The organism is Alteraurantiacibacter buctensis, from assembly GCF_009827655.1.
In the GTDB taxonomy this organism is placed as follows: Bacteria; Pseudomonadota; Alphaproteobacteria; order Sphingomonadales; family Sphingomonadaceae; genus Alteraurantiacibacter; species Alteraurantiacibacter buctensis.
In genome coordinates this window covers 209365-225505 of the sequence record NZ_WTYV01000006.1, presented here as the reverse complement: position 1 = coordinate 225505, position 16141 = coordinate 209365, and the positions used below count along the sequence as shown (strand labels likewise).

17 protein-coding genes and 1 tRNA gene are annotated in these 16141 nt (G+C 66.8%); 11 read left to right on the top strand and 7 right to left on the bottom strand.

Going from position 1 to position 16141, the window contains the following annotated elements:
* Positions 1-43 precede the first annotated feature (43 nt).
* The 6 genes from GRI99_RS18530 (at position 44) to GRI99_RS14880 (ending at position 2647) form a co-directional block, all read left to right on the top strand.
* Positions 44-202, top strand: a complete 159-nt coding sequence (locus tag GRI99_RS18530; RefSeq protein ID WP_202393117.1) for a hypothetical protein — start codon at positions 44-46, stop codon at positions 200-202.
* The gene (leuD, locus tag GRI99_RS14900; RefSeq protein WP_160772853.1) at positions 202-807 is read left to right on the top strand and encodes a 3-isopropylmalate dehydratase small subunit; all 606 of its coding nucleotides are present in this window, start codon (positions 202-204) and stop codon (positions 805-807) included. The genes GRI99_RS18530 and leuD overlap by 1 nt, the downstream gene beginning before the upstream one ends.
* A 10-nt stretch (positions 808-817) precedes the next feature.
* On the top strand, positions 818-1141 hold the full coding sequence (locus tag GRI99_RS14895; protein ID WP_160772852.1) for a DUF1476 domain-containing protein: 324 nt from the start codon (positions 818-820) through the stop codon (positions 1139-1141).
* Between the two features lie 4 nt (positions 1142-1145).
* Positions 1146-1379 (top strand): BolA/IbaG family iron-sulfur metabolism protein, encoded by a 234-nt coding sequence (locus tag GRI99_RS14890; protein ID WP_160772851.1) that lies wholly within the window; start codon positions 1146-1148, stop codon positions 1377-1379.
* 36 nt (positions 1380-1415) lie between these two features.
* Positions 1416-1745, top strand: a complete 330-nt coding sequence (grxD, locus tag GRI99_RS14885; RefSeq protein ID WP_160772850.1) for a Grx4 family monothiol glutaredoxin — start codon at positions 1416-1418, stop codon at positions 1743-1745.
* Positions 1746-2017: 272 nt separating this feature from the next.
* Positions 2018-2647: an SOS response-associated peptidase gene (locus GRI99_RS14880; protein ID WP_160772849.1), complete on the top strand. Its 630-nt coding sequence runs from the start codon at positions 2018-2020 to the stop codon at positions 2645-2647.
* Positions 2648-3111: 464 nt separating this feature from the next.
* Here the strand turns inward: GRI99_RS14880 and GRI99_RS14875 are convergent.
* Positions 3112-3188, bottom strand: a tRNA-Arg gene (locus GRI99_RS14875).
* A 73-nt stretch (positions 3189-3261) separates the two neighbouring features.
* Here GRI99_RS14875 and GRI99_RS14870 point away from each other — a divergent pair.
* Positions 3262-3996, top strand: coding sequence for a queuosine precursor transporter (locus tag GRI99_RS14870; protein ID WP_160772848.1), 735 nt, complete (start codon positions 3262-3264; stop codon positions 3994-3996).
* Between the two features lie 13 nt (positions 3997-4009).
* Here GRI99_RS14870 and GRI99_RS14865 read toward each other — a convergent pair whose 3' ends face one another.
* Positions 4010-4225 carry a PspC domain-containing protein gene (locus GRI99_RS14865; RefSeq protein WP_160772847.1) on the bottom strand — a complete coding sequence of 72 codons (216 nt, stop codon included), beginning with the start codon at positions 4223-4225 and terminating at the stop codon, positions 4010-4012.
* Entirely contained in the window at positions 4222-4350 is a 129-nt protein-coding gene (locus tag GRI99_RS18905) for a hypothetical protein (RefSeq protein ID WP_272917416.1), read from the bottom strand. The genes GRI99_RS14865 and GRI99_RS18905 overlap by 4 nt, the downstream gene beginning before the upstream one ends.
* 228 nt (positions 4351-4578) lie before the next feature.
* On the opposite strand from GRI99_RS18905, the gene recF reads away from it, so the two are divergent.
* Positions 4579-5688 carry a DNA replication/repair protein RecF gene (gene recF, locus GRI99_RS14860; protein WP_160772846.1) on the top strand — a complete coding sequence of 370 codons (1110 nt, stop codon included), beginning with the start codon at positions 4579-4581 and terminating at the stop codon, positions 5686-5688.
* On the opposite strand, the gene GRI99_RS14855 is transcribed toward recF, so the two are convergent.
* Positions 5685-6377 (bottom strand): arylesterase, encoded by a 693-nt coding sequence (locus tag GRI99_RS14855; protein ID WP_160772845.1) that lies wholly within the window; start codon positions 6375-6377, stop codon positions 5685-5687. The genes recF and GRI99_RS14855 overlap by 4 nt on opposite strands.
* A gap of 65 nt (positions 6378-6442) precedes the next feature.
* Here GRI99_RS14855 and GRI99_RS14850 point away from each other — a divergent pair, with 65 nt between their 5' ends.
* Together GRI99_RS14850 and GRI99_RS14845 are read left to right on the top strand one after the other, a co-directional pair.
* Entirely contained in the window at positions 6443-7141 is a 699-nt protein-coding gene (locus GRI99_RS14850; RefSeq protein WP_160772844.1) for an ATP-binding cassette domain-containing protein, read from the top strand.
* Positions 7138-9657 carry an ABC transporter permease gene (locus GRI99_RS14845; protein WP_160772843.1) on the top strand — a complete coding sequence of 840 codons (2520 nt, stop codon included), beginning with the start codon at positions 7138-7140 and terminating at the stop codon, positions 9655-9657. Before GRI99_RS14850 ends, GRI99_RS14845 begins: the two co-directional genes overlap by 4 nt.
* Positions 9658-9720: 63 nt before the next feature.
* Here GRI99_RS14845 and GRI99_RS14840 read toward each other — a convergent pair whose 3' ends face one another.
* Positions 9721-10206, bottom strand: coding sequence for an RDD family protein (locus GRI99_RS14840; protein ID WP_160772842.1), 486 nt, complete (start codon positions 10204-10206; stop codon positions 9721-9723).
* Positions 10207-10371: 165 nt separating this feature from the next.
* On the bottom strand, positions 10372-13023 hold the full coding sequence (locus tag GRI99_RS14835) for a TonB-dependent receptor (protein WP_237438368.1): 2652 nt from the start codon (positions 13021-13023) through the stop codon (positions 10372-10374).
* Between the two features lie 332 nt (positions 13024-13355).
* Here GRI99_RS14835 and typA point away from each other — a divergent pair, with 332 nt between their 5' ends.
* On the top strand, positions 13356-15182 hold the full coding sequence (gene typA, locus GRI99_RS14830; RefSeq protein WP_160772841.1) for a translational GTPase TypA: 1827 nt from the start codon (positions 13356-13358) through the stop codon (positions 15180-15182).
* Between the two features lie 63 nt (positions 15183-15245).
* Here typA and GRI99_RS14825 read toward each other — a convergent pair whose 3' ends face one another.
* On the bottom strand, positions 15246-16046 hold the full coding sequence (locus GRI99_RS14825) for a hypothetical protein (protein WP_160772840.1): 801 nt from the start codon (positions 16044-16046) through the stop codon (positions 15246-15248).
* Between the last annotated feature and the right edge of the window lie 95 nt (positions 16047-16141).

Sequence of the window (16141 nt, the reverse complement as noted above, 5' to 3'; positions counted from 1 at the left end):
ACGGCATCTTGCCAGCCCGCGCCCTCAACCCCATTGGAAAGTGATGACCGACGACAACAAGAAGATGCTCTACGCTGCGGGTGCCGCCATCGGCTCGGCCGCCGTGGCTGCGGCGCTGCTCTATGCCAGCAAGCGCAAGAAGAAGGCCGAGCCGCAGCAGCTCCCGCCGATCCCCTCGGGCGAAGCACCGGAGACCGACTGATGGAACCCGTCACCAAGGTGGAAGGCCGCGCCTATCCGTTCGGCATGAAGAACGTCGACACTGACATCATCATCCCCGCGCACTACCTGAAGACGGTCACCCGCAATGGCCTGGGCTGCGGCGCTTTCGAGGCCCTGCGAAAGGATCCCGCCAACGTGTTCGATGACCCGCGCCACAAGGGCGCGCCGATCATCGTGGCGGGGGACAACTTCGGTTGCGGCTCCAGCCGCGAGCACGCCGCATGGGCCCTGCTGGACATGGGCGTGAAGGCGGTGATCGCCCCCAGCTTTTCCGACATCTTCAGCGGCAATGCCTTCAAGAACGGCATCCTCACCGTGGCCCTGCCGCAGGAGGCGATCGACCGGCTGATGGAAGTGGTGGAGACCGATCCCATCACCATCGACCTGGAGACGCAGACCGTCACCACCCCGTTCCAGGACCGCTGGACCTTCGAGATCGACCCGTTCCGCAAGCACTGTCTCAGCGAAGGGCTGGACGAGGTCGGCCTGACGTTGCAGAGCAATTCCGCCATCGAGGCCTATGAAGCCCGCCAGCAAGCCGGGGAACCCTGGCTCGCCAAGGGCACCAGCCTCGCCGCCGCATAGAGGGACTACAATGACCACTTTCAACGATCGCGAACGTGCCGAAGAAGCCAAATTCGCCATGGACAGCGATACCGCCTTCCGCGTGGCCGCCCGCCGCAACCGCCTGCTGGGCGAATGGGCTGCCGCCAAGATGGGCCTGACGCCCGAGGAAACCGCCAGCTATCGCACGGCCGTGGTCCAGTCCGACTTCGAGGAAGCGGGCGACGAGGACGTGATCCGCAAGGTGCTGGGCGACCTGACCGCCGCCGGCGTCGACAGTGACGAGGCCAGCGTGCGCGCCGTGCTGGAAGAAAAGGCCGTGGAAGCGCGCCGCCAGTTGATGGGCGAGTCCTGATCCGATGCCGATGCCGGGCGAGGAAATCGAGGCGCTGATCAAGGCCGCCCTGCCCGATGCCGTGGTGGAGCTGTCGCGCTTTGGCGATGACGACGATCACTGGCGCGCCCACGTGGTCAGCGCTGCCTTTGCCGGGCGCCCACGCGTGGCACAGCACAAGATGGTCTACGAGGCGCTGGGCGGGCGCATGGGCGGCGTGCTCCATGCCTTGCAACTGACCACTGCCGTTCCCAACTGACTGCGCATACCTTCATGCAATTTGCGGATCACACCCATGTCTGACGTCAACGAACGCCTGTCCAACATCGTCAACGGTGCCGACGTGGTGCTGTTCATGAAGGGCACCCCGCTCTTCCCCCAGTGCGGCTTCTCCAACCGGGCCGTCGCCATCCTCGACCATTGCGGCGTGGCGTTCGACAGCGTGGACGTGCTGCAGGACATGGAAGTGCGCCAGGGCATCAAGGCCTTCTCCGACTGGCCGACCATCCCCCAGCTCTACGTGAAGGGCGAATTCATCGGCGGCAGCGACATCATGATGGAGATGTACGAGGCTGGCGAACTGCAGGCCCTGCTGGCCGAGAAGCAGGTGGCCAAGGCTTCCTGATTGCGAGGGCGCATCCGCGCCCTCCGTCATCGGTGCTGTTCGCTCCGCTCCGCTCCGCTCCGCTTCGCTGCGCGGCACCTGTGGGCGGGCAGTCGCCCTTGTGGGCCGCTTGTCGCAAGCCCGTTCCCACATTTTTCAGCAAGCGCTGGACCGGGCCGCAGGCCCGCAAGCGCGAACGCGCGCCCGCAGCGTAGGCCAGCTTGCTGGCCGCGAGCGAGGATAGCCAAGCAGGCCGGATAGCCCGCGCCAGCGCTTGAGGCTATCAACAGGAAATGTGCAACCTCTACCGCCTGCAGAAACCCGCTGACGAAGTGGCCGCCTTCTTCGGCACCATCCTCGGCGACCTGCGCGTGGCCCCCGGCAACGTGGCGGCGGAGGTCTATCCCGGCTATCCCGGCCTCGTCCTGGCGCAAGGCGTGCTGCAATCGATGGTCTGGGGCTTCCCCTTGGCGCTGACCGGCGCGAAAGGCCAGCCGCTCAAGCCCAAGCCCGTCAACAATGCGCGGACGGACAAGCTGCGCGGCCCCTTCTGGATGGCCAGCTTCCGCGACCGGCGCTGCCTGATCCCGGTCAGCGGCTTTGCCGAAGCCGAAGGGCCCAAGGGCGGCAAGACGCGCACCTGGGTCAGCCTTCCCGGGGGTTCCTGGCCCGACCAGCCGCTGATGGCCATTGCCGGGCTGTGGCGGCCCACGGCCGAGTGGGGCCACGCCTATTCGATGGTGATGACCGAAGCCTGCGTTGCCACCCGGGGCCTCCACGAACGGATGCCGGTGATCCTGAAGCCGCAGGACTGGGCAACCTATCTGGGACCCGATCCCGCGCCCGCCTACCAACTCTGCCAGCCCTACGATGGCGCGCTGACCGTCACCCGCACGGATGAACCCTGGGCCGCGCGCCGCTGAACTGAAGCCGGATTTTCAGGGGGGAGAAGGCTTCGGGGAGGCGGGGTCCGGAGACTTTGGGGATCAGGGGTAGACCCCGCCTCGTTCGAAGAACCTTGAACGCAAATAACATTGCATGGCCCGTGCCAGTTTTGCGCAAACGCAGTTTCCTGCGGAAGACGATGGTTCGCGAAAAGTTAACGGGGGGCGGGGGTGTAAATTATCCCGACTCTTTGGTGTTTCACAGGCCCATCCGGGCCTGCGATCCTCCGCTGCCGTTCCCTTCACTTCGCTCCGGGGCACCTGCCGGGCGGTCGTTCGACCTTGCGGCTCGCTGGTCGCGAACCGGACCAGCGGTCAATTGCAAAAGCTGGAACGGGCCGCCGGCCCGCAAGCGCAACCGCGCGCCCGCAGGTGCCGCGTAACGCAGTGGAGCGGATAGCACCGGAGGATCGCAGGCCCGGATGGCCCTTCGCAATACAAAATGGCGCGCCCGGCAGGACTCGAACCTGCAACTCCAAGCTTAGAAGGCTCGTGCTCTATCCAGTTGAACTACGGGCGCGCTGGTGTGGTGACCAAGGGTGCCCCTTTAGCGGGGTTTGCGCCTCGCGCAAATCGCGATAGCTTGCCGGGCCATGGATCAGGCACCCCAGCGCATCGACGGCACGCAGCGCCACAGCTTTCGCTATTACGACCTGGTGATGGCGGCCTTCGTGGCCATCCTGCTGCTGTCGAACATCATCGGGGCCAGCAAGCCCAGCTATATCCCCCTGCCCGATGGCAGCCAGTGGAGCTTTGGCGCGGGGGTGCTGTTCTTTCCCGTTAGCTACATCATCGGAGACGTGCTGACCGAGGTCTATGGTTATGCCCGCGCGCGCCGCGTGATCTGGACCGGGTTTGCCGCCCTGCTGTTCATGGCCTTCATGGCCGCCGTGGTGGTGGCCTTGCCGCCGGCGGCAGGCTGGCCGGGGCAGGAAGCCTACGAATTCGTGTTCGGCAATTCGTGGCGCATCGTGCTGGCCAGCATGGTGGCCTTCTGGGCGGGGGAGTTTGCCAACAGCTTCGTGCTGGCGCGGATGAAGGTGTGGACGCAAGGGCGGCATCTGTGGATGCGCACGATCGGCTCCACCGTGGTCGGCCAGGGGCTGGACAGCCTGATCTTCTATCCGCTGGCCTTCTATGGCCTGGCGGGCTGGCCGCCGGAGCAGTTGTGGCAGGTGGTCGTCTCGCAATGGCTGATCAAGACCGCCTGGGAAGTGCTGCTGACGCCGGTCACCTACCAAGTGGTCGGCTTCCTGAAGCGGCGGGAGGGTGTCGAGGTTTTCGACACCCACACCGACTTCTCGCCGTTTGCCACCCGCAAGGGGTAGCGGGGGTGGCGGATCAGTCCGCCACCGCCCAGATCAGCAGGTACAGCACCAGGAAGCTGCCGAAGCCGGCCAGCGTGCCGATGCCGAACAGCAGCCGCACCAGCAGCGGATTGACGTTGAAGTAGGTGGCAATGCCGGAGCAGACGCCGCCGATCTTGCCGTTGGCCTTGTCCAGCCGGAAGCCGTTGCTCACCGGATTGATGGCGGGGCGGTTGTCGATCTGGCTCATGCGACGATGCTCGCGGCATAGGAGGTGGCGGGCGCGGCGAAGTAGCTGAGCATGATCGCCAGCGACATGGCGGAGGCGCCCACTGCGGCCAGGACACGGTGCAGGATCGGAGTTTCGTTGGTCATTTTCGTATTCCCTCTGTTTAGCCCGGGCGACCATCGCCCGATGCCAAGGTAGTTGCACCCACCGTGCCAGTTTGCGGAAAATGGCGGAATTCTGCGATTCCTGTTCAGCAGGACGAAAGGATTGTGATTCCCATTCGCCGCAAGTTGGGAAATTTCACCAACATTTGGATTCGGCGATTTGGCGCGGGACAAGCGCCGTGCCCTCGCCTAATCCTGCGGACCTAGACCATGGCGCTCGACCGCATCACCCTCGCCCATTTCCGCAACCACGCCGCCACCCGGCTGGACGGCGCGCGGGCGTTCAACCTGCTTGTGGGCGAGAATGGCGCAGGGAAAACCAACGTGCTGGAGGCGCTTTCGCTGCTCGCTCCCGGCCGCGGCCTCAGGCGCGCGGCGCTGGCGGAGATGGCGGGACAAGGCGCAGCGGCTGCGGCCGATGGCGGCTTTGCCGTGTCCGCCGCCCTTGCCACCGGTGATGGCGAGGCGGGGATGCTTGGCACCGCCATGCAGGGCGATCGGCCCACCCGGCGGCTGGTGCAGGTCAACGGCGCGGAAGCCAGCGCGGTATCACTGGGCGAGTGGCTGGCGCTGGGCTGGCTGACCCCGGCAATGGACCGCCTGTTCATGGACAGCGCCAGCGCGCGGCGGCGTTACCTTGACCGGCTGGCCGTGGCGCTGGACCCCGGCCACGCCCGCCACGCCACCCGTTACGAGGGCGCCCTACGCGAACGCAACCGGTTGCTGGCGGGGGATATGGAGCCCGATCCCGCTTGGCTGTCATCCATCGAAGCGCAGATGGCGGCCAGCGGTGCCTCGCTGGCTGCGGGCCGCGCGCGGCTGGTGGACACGCTGGCAGCCGAACTGGCCAAGCTGCCCGACGAGCCTTTCGCCCGCCCGCTGCTGCGGCTGGTCCCCGGCGGCGCGGTAGATGAGTCTCAGCTTATCCGCGATCTCGCCGCCCAGCGGCCGCGTGACCGGGCCGCCGGGCGCACGCTCAACGGCCCGCACCGGGACGAGCTGGAAGTGGCCATGCATGGGAAGGGCGGGGCTGAGGGAATGCCCGCCGCCCTGTGCTCCACCGGCGAGCAGAAGGCCATGCTGATCGCCCTCACCCTCGCCCACGCCACCCTGGCCGCCAAGGGCCGTCCCGGCGTGCTGCTGCTGGACGAAGTCGCCGCTCACCTCGACCCGCTGCGCCGCGCCGCCATGTTCGAACGCCTGCGCGAAACCGGCGCGCAGGTGTGGCTGACGGGGACCGAGATGGCACCGTTCAGCGATATTGCGGGGGAAGCTGCGGTGTGGCGCGTGGCGGCGGGAGCGGTGGAGCGGGTGGGTTAGTCCGCCGCAGGCACCGCCGCCGCCACCTGGTCCACCGTGGCACCCACGATCTGCACGATCCCCTCGGCATTCGGATGAATCCGGTCGTCCAGCATCAGCGCGGGCTTGTCGTACACCGCCTCAAGGAAGAACGGCACCAGCGGCACGCCGTATTCCTGCGCCAGCGCGGGGTAGAGCGCGTCGAATTCGGCCTGGAACTGCGCCCCCATGTTCGGCGGTGCGCGCATGCCCACCAGCAGGACGGGGATATTGCGCGCCTTCAGCTCGTCGAGGATCGCGGCGATATTGGCGCGGGTTTCCGCAGGCGGCAGGCCGCGCAACAGGTCATTGCCGCCCAGTTCCACCAGCGCCAGATGGGGCGGGCTGTCCAGGTTATCCAGCACGAAGGCGATCCGTTGCCGCCCGGCCGCGCTGGTATCGCCAGATACGCCGGCATCGATCACGCGGGCGTTGATCCCCTTGGCGCGCAGGGCCGGTTCCAGCCGCTCCGGATAGCCTTCGTCCGGGCCCAGGTTGTAACCGGCGAACAGGCTGTCGCCGAAGGCCAGGATCGTGCGTTCAGGCCCGATCACGGGCAGGTCTTCTTCCAGCGGCGAGACGCTGGTGGATGCTTCCGGTGCGGGCGGGGCATCGGCATTGCTGCAGGCGGCCAGGAACATCACGGGCACAAGCACCAACCCAAAGGCCATATTGCGATACATTCGGTTACCACCCACAGCTTTTCAACCTGCCCTAGCTATGTCATCCAAGGCCCGTGACAACCCCCCCGATAGACCAGCCCGCCATCGTTGCCCGCAACCTGCGCCTGACGCTGGGTAGCGGCACCGCCGCCGTCGAAATCCTGAAGGGCATCGACCTGACCGTGCCCGCCGGGCAGACGCTGGCCCTGCTGGGCCCGTCCGGTTCGGGCAAGAGCAGCCTGATGGCCGTGCTGACCGGGCTGGAACGCGCCACCAGCGGTGACCTGACCGTGGCGGGCGCGACCTTCTCCACGATGGACGAGGATGCGCTGGCCCTCGCCCGCCGGGGCCGCATCGGCATCGTTCTGCAAGCCTTCCACCTGCTGCCCACCATGACCGCGCAGGAAAACGTCGCCACGCCGATGGAACTGGCCGGGATGGCCGACGCGTGGGAGCGCGCTGCCGCCGAGCTGGAGGCCGTCGGGCTGGCCCATCGCCTGACCCACTACCCCGCCCAGCTTTCCGGCGGCGAGCAGCAACGCGTGGCCATCGCTCGCGCCCTTGCCCCGCGCCCGCCGCTGATCTTTGCCGACGAGCCGACCGGCAACCTGGATACCGCCACCGGCCACGCCATCATGGACGTGCTGCTGGCCCGCCGCGCCGATACCGGGGCCACGCTGGTGATGATCACCCACGACCGCGAGCTCGCCTCCTTGTGCGATCGGGTGGTGACGCTGGGTGACGGGCTGATCGTGAGCGATACCACAAGATGACCACGCTGGGCTGGCGCGCGGCCTGGGGCATCGCCCGGCGCGACCTTCACCGCCAGTTCCGGGGCCTCAGGCTCCTGCTCGTCTGCCTGTTCCTGGGCGTGGGGGCGCTGGCGGCCATCGGCAGCCTGACCAGTGCGATCCGCAGCGAGCTGGACGGCCAGGGCCAGGTGATCCTGGGCGGCGATTTCGAGGTGGAAGTCTACCAGCGCCCGCTGACCGAGGAGGAAACTGCCTGGCTCGAAGATTATGGCGAGCTGTCCCCCGGCCTCAGGATGCAGGCGATGGCCAGCGCCGGGGAAGCTGCTTCCCCGGTGGAGCTGAAGGCCGTGGCCCCAAACTGGCCGCTCTATGGCGCGCTGACGCTGGCCGATGGCTCGGTGGCGGGCGAACTGCCGCAAGGTGGCGCGTGGATCGCTCAGGGCGTGGCCGAGCGGCTGGATATCAACGTCGGCGACACCTTCACCATCGGCACCCTGCCGCTGACCGTGGCCGGCGTGATCGGCGAGGAGCCGGACCGCCTGTCCGAAGGCTTCACCCTGGGCCAGACGGTGATCGTGGGGCTGGACGTGCCCCCCGCCGCCGGCCTCACCCAACCGGGCGCGATGTACGAAACCAAGACGCGGGTGCGCTTCACCGGCGCGGACGATCCCGCCGAGGTGGAGGAAGCCCTGCTCGACCGCTTCCCCGAAAGCGGGCTGGACACCCGCACGCGTGACCGCGCCAGCCCGGGGGCGGAAAGGTTCGTGTCCCGCATGGGCGAATTCCTGACGCTGGTTGGCCTGGCCGCGCTGGTCATCGCCGGGATCGGGATCGGCCTAGGTGTCGGCTCCTACCTGGAAGCGCGGCGCGCAGGCATCGCCACTTTGAAGATCCTGGGGGCAACGAGCAGCGACATCGCTCGCATCTACATCCTGCAGATCGGCGCCGCGGCGCTGGCCGGATCGCTGGCGGGGTTGGCGGCAGGCGTGCTGGTTACCCCAGTGCTGGCCGGCGCGCTGGGTGACCTGCTGCCGGTGCGGGCGGGTGTGACGTTGGATCCGCTGGCCCTGCTGCGCGCCCTTGCCTTCGGGCTGCTGGTGGCGCTGGTCTTTGCCGCCCCGCCGGTGCTGCGCGCCCGCGCGTTCCCCGCCATGGCGCTGATGCGTGAGCGGGTCGCCCCGCTGGGCGCGGGAAGCTGGCGCGCCGCCCTGCGGCCCGTGGGCCTGGGGATGGCGGGGATCGCCCTGCTGGCACTGGCCGGATCGCCCACCCCGGCCCTTTCCGCCGGGTTCCTGGCGGGAGCGTTGGCCATGCTGGGCCTGCTGGCGCTGCTGGGGCTGGGCATCCGCCGCGTGGCCCGCCGCTTGCCGCGCCCGGCCAATCCCATCTGGCGCGCGGCGCTGGCCAACATCCACCGGCCCGGCGCGGCCACCGGGGCGCTGGTGACCGCGCTGGGCTTCGGCCTGTCTGCCTTCGTGCTGCTGGCGGCGGTGCAGACCAGCCTGGACGGCAATATCCGCCGCTCGGTGCCGCAGATCGCGCCCGACTATTTCGTGCTTGACGTTCCCCGCGCGCGGCTGGCCGAATTCACCGGCCTGGTCGAAGCCGCCGCGCCCGGGGCCGCTATCGAGAGCACGCCCACCCTGCGCGGGCAGGTGCTGGAATATGGAGACCCGGCCAATCCCACCGTGGTGGCCGAGCTGGAGGAACTGCCGGAAGGGGCCTGGGCCCTGGGCGGAGAGCGCGGGCTCACCTATTCCGTACAGGTGCCGCAAGGCAACGTGCTGACAGAAGGCGAATGGTGGCCGGCGGACTACACCGGCACGCCGCTCGTCTCGGTGGACGAGGAGCTGGCCCTGGCCGCCGGGCTGGAACTGGGCGACATCATCACCGTCAGCGTGCTGGGCGTGCAGAAGACCGCCACCATCGCCAGCTTCCGCCGGCTGGACTGGGAGAGCCTGGGCTTCAACTATGTCTTCGTTTTCAGCCCCAATACCTTGGCCGATGCCCCGCACAACGTGGCCGCCACGGTCAGCTTTGCCGATGGCGTGCCGCCCGGCCTGCTGCGGCAACTTGCGGTTGCCTTCCCGTCAAGCTCGGTGATCGAGGTGGGGCCGATCCTCTCAGAGGCGCGCGCCATTCTTGACCAGGTGTCGCTGGCGATCCTTGCCGCGGCCTCGGTGGCCGTGCTGGCGGGTGTCGCCGTGCTGCTCGGGGCGATTGCCGCCGCCCGTGCCGCGCGCATCTATGACACCGTGATCCTGCGCGTGCTGGGGGCCAGCCGCGGACAGTTGCTGGGGCTGCAATTTGCCGAATTCGGCCTGCTCGCCTTCGTGCTGGCGGGCGTGGCGCTGGCGCTCGGCTCAGGCCTTGCCTGGCTGGTGATCACGCAACTGTTCGAATTCGACTGGCTGCCCGACTGGCCGCGCATCATGCTGGTTCTGGGCGCGGGGCTGGCGCTGGTGCTGGTCTTCGCCTTCCTCGCCAGCCTGCCGGTGCTGCGGGCAAAACCGGCGGCGGCGCTGCGCAGCCTCTGACGGGTACCAAAAGGGGCGGGGCCAATGCAGCCCCGCCCCCTTATCAGCGCGTCGGAAAGCCGGTCAGCTGAAGGTCTGCGCGTTGCCCACGGTGGGCTGGCCCACGTGCACCAGGGTGCCGGCGATCATGTCATGCAGGCCCTGCTTCTTCTCGGTAAAGGCCACCATGATGAAGCCGATGCCCAGGATGATCGCCGAAACGAACTTGGCGAAGTAGCGGCCGATTGCGCGGCCCAGGCTGAGGCGGTTGCCGTTCACGTCGGTCACCACCATGCCCAGCACCTTCTTGCCCAGGGTCGCCTGGTGGCTGGAGCTTTCCATGCCGGCGAAATAGGCGACGCCGATCAGGATGCTGATCAGGTTGCCGGTGTTGCCCGACGATTGCGCGGCGGCAATCGCGGCCGGATCGCCGCTCATCATGGCCGACATGGCCTCGGTGCCCATCGGCAGGCCCAGCACGCTCCCCAGGATGCTGGTGACGATCCCCAGCAGGATCACGTCGATCAGATAGGCCCCCACACGGCGCCAGAATCCAGCGTAATTGGTCATAGCTTACCCCCTTCCCATGCCTGCCTTTCACGACAGCGCGGGGGGAAGAGACACCACAATCGTTGATTTGGCAAACATGCGGTTAAGCCGCGTGCCGCAAGGGGACACGAAAAAGGGGGCCGCGAAGCCCCCTTTTCCTTGTCGGTTCAACCGTTTGCCCGGCTCTTAGAAGGACTTGCGCACCGTCACGCCATAGGTGCGGGGCTGGTTGGGATAGCCCGAGATCGAACCCGGCTGGCCGGGCGAATCGAACAGGCTGAGCAGGTAGCGATCGTTCAGCAGGTTGCGTGCCCACACGGTCACGTCCAGGCCCGAGTCCGACTCATAGCCCAGCGAGGCAGACACGTCGTCCACCTGGCGGCGGAACGCGGCCGCCGCTGCAATGGCCTGGGCATTGCCGCCCCACTTGCCCGGCTCCAGCGCCTCGACCACCTGGACTTCGCTCTCATAGTGATAGTTGGCGCGGGCCACGATGGCATCGCCGTTGCCCAGATCCAGCTCGTACTGGCCGCCGACCACCACGGTCCATTCGGGGATACCGGCCGGGCGGGTGCCCGACAGGTCGCCCACGATCGAGTTGGGGAAGCTGACGAAGGTGGGATCGAGGTAGGTCACCGCGAAGTTGATGCTCAGCGGATCGGCCGGGGTGATCACGCTTTCCAGTTCCACGCCCCAGGTGCGCTGCTTGCCGGCGTTGGCCAGCAGGAAGCCAGTGCCGGTGAAGGTGTTGGACTGGAAGCCGTTGATGTCCTGCCGGAAGCCGGCGAGGTTCAGGCTCAGCAGGTCCCAGTTGCCCTTCAGGCCCAGTTCGAACACCTTCGACCGTTCCGGCCCGGCGAAGCGGCTGCCCGAGGTCTGGTTATTGAACGTGGGGTTCAGCGCCCGCACCGCCGCCAGGTCGCCCGCCAGCGGGCGGCTGTCGCGCGCCAGGTTGAAGCTGCTGGCCTTGAAGCCGGTCGCATAGGACGCATAGACGTTCACGTCCGGGTTCACGTCATAGGCCAGCCGCGCGGTATAGCTGAAATCGTTGTCGCTGGTTTCGCCGCTTTCCACCGCATTGGGGATGTTGATGAAGCGGGGGAACAGTTGCAGCGCGGTGCCGACCAGGAACGGGTTGACCGCAGGATTGCTGGCGTTCGCCGTGGCAAACTGCGTGGCCGGGGTGATGATCTGGGTGTTGACCGCCAGCAGCTGCTGCTGGTTCAGCCCGGCCAGGAAAGCGTTCACCTCATCCTGCGTGGCATTTCGGCCCAGGTTCAGGAACTGGCCCACGCCGCGCTGGATGCCCTGCACGCGAATGGCGCGGAAGCCGGCATCCACCAGGTCGATGTTCGAGAACACGTCGCTCGACTGGTAGTTGGTGACGGCGGTCTTGTCGTCCATCGTGTAGTTGCCGCCCAGCGTCAGCACCAGGCCGTCGGCCACCTCGAAATCGAGCTGGCCAAAGAACGACAGGGCATCGTTGCGCAGGTTGAAGGTGCCGCTCTCAGCCAGGCCGGCAGAGCCGAACTGGCCATCGAACTGGAACGGGTTGCCGTAAAGCGCGCCGATGGTCCGCTCCAGCGTGACCACGGTGGAGCCGGTGCCGTTGCCGCCGGCCGACAGATCGGCAAAGTTGCGGAAGCGGCTGCCCTTGAACACGCGCTGTTCTTCGGTGATGCCTTCATCGAAGTAGAACACGCCGGCCAGGAAGTTCACCGGGCCAACCTCGCCGGTCAGGCGCACTTCCTGTGTGAAGGTGTGCAGGTCCTGCTCCTGCTCGCGCTGCAGCAGGTCGAGCGAGGTGAAGTCCACGTCCAGGCGGAACTCGCCGTGGGTTTCGCGGTAGGCGGTGATCGAGGTGAACTGCACGCCGCCACCCAGGTCCCAGTCGATCTGGCCGGAGAAGCCGTGGTTCTCGATGTCGTTGGTCGAGGCGAAGTTGTTGTAGACCACGTTGGCATAGGGATTGGCCGGATCGGTCAACTGCCCGCCCAGGCCCAGGATCGCGGCCGAGGCGGCGGACCGGCGCAGGTTGACCACGCCGCAGCACAGCTCGTCGATCTTGTCGAAATCGGCAATCAGGCGCAGCGTCAGGTCATCGCCGTTGTCGAACAGCAGTTGCGTACGCACGAACCAGCGGTCACGGTCGTTGGTGCGGGTGCCCGATGCGGGATCTTCGTTATAGCCGTCGCGCACGCTGTAGCCGCCGGCCACGCTGAAGGCAGTGGTATCGGACAGCGGACCGCTGATGTAGCCGCGCGCAACGATGGCATCGAGGTTGCCGTAGGACACCTCGCCCGAGCCCTCCCAGTCGAACGAGGGGGCGCTGGTCACCATCGAGATGACGCCGGCCGAGGCGTTCTTGCCGAACAGGGTGCTCTGCGGCCCGCGCAGCACTTCGATGCGGCTGACGTTGGGCAGGTCGCCGATCGCCGCAGCGGTACGGCTGCGGTACACCCCGTCAACGAACACGCCCACCGAAGGCTCGATGCCCAGGTTGTTGGCGCCGTTGCCGAAGCCGCGGATGATGAAGTTGGTGTTGGCGCTGCTCTGCAACTGGGTGACGCGCAGGCTGGGCACCACGGTCTGCAGGTCCTTCAGGTCGCGGATCTGTTCGCGCTGGAGGGTTTCGGCATCGGTCACCGAGACGGCAACGGGGGTTTCCTGCAGGGTGGTCTCGCGCTTGGTGGCGGTGACCACGATCATGTTGCCGTCAGCCTCCTCCGCGTCGCCCGCATCCTGGGCGGAAGCCACGGCGGGCAGGGCAAGGGCAATCACGGCGGCGCTGCAGAGCAGAACGCGGGCAGTACCGGCACGGCCGGCGGAACGCATCATCATAAGAGTCTCCATCTCCCGTAGCGATGCGGACGGTCCCTCTATCAGGACTCTTTCACACACCCTTCTGGGAACCTGATTAGGCCGGGCGCCCTAGTTAACGCAATGGTTAAGGTAAATGCTGCGGTGGATTCGGTTGCCAATGAAACCGCGGTTGTAGCAAATGAGCCACAGAATGGGGCGCAACGTCCCGATTCAGGGCGTTTTTTCGCCATTATTGACCGCTATGTCAGGCACCTTGCAGTGCAGCATACAAACAGCTAGAGCGCGCGGCGAATATGGCGGCGGCGCGTGCCCCGCCCTGCCCCCTTAAGAAACCGAGGCTTTTCCGTATGTCCGCGCCCCTTCGCAATGTGGCGATCATTGCCCACGTCGACCATGGCAAGACCACCCTGGTCGACCAGCTGTTCCGCCAGTCCGGCACCTTCCGCGACAACCAGCGCGTGGAAGAGCGCGCGATGGACTCCAATGACCTCGAGAAGGAACGCGGCATCACCATCCTGGCCAAGTGCACCAGCGTGGAATGGGAAGGCACCCGCATCAACATCGTCGATACCCCCGGCCACGCCGACTTCGGCGGCGAGGTGGAGCGGATCCTCAGCATGGTGGACGGCGTGATCCTGCTGGTCGATTCCAGCGAAGGCGCGATGCCGCAGACCAAGTTCGTGACCGGCAAGGCGCTGAGCCTGGGCCTGAAGCCGATCGTTGTGGTCAACAAGATCGACCGCCCGGACGAGCGCATCCAGGAAGTGCTGGACGAGGTGTTCGACCTGTTCGTGTCGCTCGATGCCAGCGACGAGCAACTCGACTTCCCCGTGCTCTACGCATCGGGCCGCAACGGCTATGCCAACGAAGACCCCACCCTGCGCGAAGGCACTCTGAACCCGCTGTTCCAGAAGATCGTGGACCACGTGCCGGCCCCCAGCGCAGACCCGGAGGGCGAGTTCAAGTTCCTGGTGACGCTGCTCGATCGTGACAACTTCCTGGGCCGCATCCTCACCGGCCTGGTGTTCTCCGGCTCGCTCAAGGTCAACGACCCGATCCACGCGCTCGACTCCTCGGGCAAGGTGATCGAGACCGGCCGCGCCTCCAAGCTGCTGTCGTTCCGCGGGCTGGAGCGGGTGCCGGTTGATGAGGTGAAGGCGGGCGACATCGTGTCGATCGCCGGCCTCACCACGGCCACCGTGGCCAACACCATTGCCAACCCCTCGGTCACCGAGCCGCTGCACGCCCAGCCGATCGATCCGCCCACGCTGTCGATGCGCTTTGCCGTGAACGACAGCCCGCTGGCCGGCCGCGAAGGCAGCAAGGTGACCAGCCGCATGATCCGCGACCGGCTCGAGCGCGAGGCGGAAAGCAACGTCGCCATCCGCGTCACCGAGAGCGAGGACAAGGACAGCTTCGAAGTCGCCGGCCGCGGCGAACTGCAGCTGGGCGTGCTGATCGAGACCATGCGCCGCGAAGGCTTCGAGCTGGGCATTTCGCGCCCCCGCGTGATCTTCGGCACCGACGAGAACGGCAACCGCACCGAGCCGTATGAAACCGTGGTGATCGACGTGGACGACGAGCACTCGGGCACGGTCGTCGAGAAGATGGCGCTGCGCAAGGCCGAGCTGACCGACATGCGCCCCAGCGGCGGCGGCAAGACCCGCATCACCTTCTCCGCCCCGTCGCGCGGCCTGATCGGCTATCACGGCGAATTCCTGTCCGACACGCGCGGCACCGGCATCATGAACCGCCTGTTCGAGAAGTACGGCCCCTACAAGGGCCGCATCGAGGGCCGCCAGAACGGCGTGCTGATCAGCATGGAAAGCGGCGATGCCGTGGCCTATGCGCTCAACAGCCTGGAAGAACGCGGCACCCTGTTCATCTCGCCCCAGACCAAGCTGTATGAAGGCATGATCATCGGCGAGAATGCCAAGCCGGACGACCTGGAAGTGAACCCGCTGAAGTCCAAGCAGCTCACCAACTTCCGTTCCAGCGGCAAGGACGATGCCATCCGCCTGACCCCGCCGCGCATCATGACGCTGGAACAGGCCATCGCCTACATCGACGATGACGAGATGGTGGAAGTTACCCCGCAGTCGATTCGCCTGCGCAAGGTCTACCTCGACCCGCACGAGCGCAAGCGCCACAAGCGCAAGGTCGAAGCGGCCTGAGGCCAGGCACCTGATATATCGAACAAGGGGCGGGCCGCAGGACCTGCCCCTTTTCGTTTGCGCCTATGGCCCGGTGGAAACCTCCTGGTCGATTACCCTGCCGTCGGTGTCGAGCGTCAGCGTGCGGCCGTCCTGCGTCACCGGATTGCGGTTGTTCTCGGCACAGGCATAGTCCCACACGTTGGTGCCGGGCGGAAACCGCGCGAAAGTGAAGCGGACCGGCCACGGCCGGGTGAGCGCCACCGGGTCTTCCAGCACCAGGTCGAAAACCAGAAGGCCGCTCGCCGCGTCTTCATGAACTGTGGTGGTCACATGCAGATGGTCGCTTGCCACCGCGCCCTGGCGGGCGAGGATGGTCTTGCCAACGCCGTTGAGCGCCACGGTATCGAAATGCAGCACGTCGCCTTCCCACTGGCCGACGCTGTGCCCGGTGTAGGTGTTCCACAGGTCGTCAGCCGCAGGATGGTCCCGCCCGTCGGTATAGATCCGCACGATGTTGGGGCCGTTCTCGGTCAGGATCCAGGTCTGTTCGGGCCTGACCACGAATTCATAGCCATCCGGGGTTGCCAGCGCGCGCGGCCACCCGATCGGCGTGCCGCAGACCGAGACCGGATCGGGAAAGAGCCCGGCGGCGACGGTCCGCAGGTTCTGCTGGTAGATCGCCTCGAATTCGGGCGTGTAAGGCGGGTGCCAGCGCGGATCGCCTTGCGGCGGGGCCGGTTCCGAAACCGGACGATCGGGCGTGGTTTCATAAAAGCCCCCCGAATTGCGATACCAGGTGCCGCTCCAGTCGGGTTCGGCTGCGGCCGGGGACGCGGTGGCCAGGCCGATGACGAGCGCAGCCAGCGCCAGCTTCTTGTCCATGCGTGTCTCTCCCGTGAAGCCTGATAGCTTTCACTCCGACAAAAGCATATAATCGGCCGATGCTCAACTTGCCTTGGCCGGGGGCCGTGGCAGGA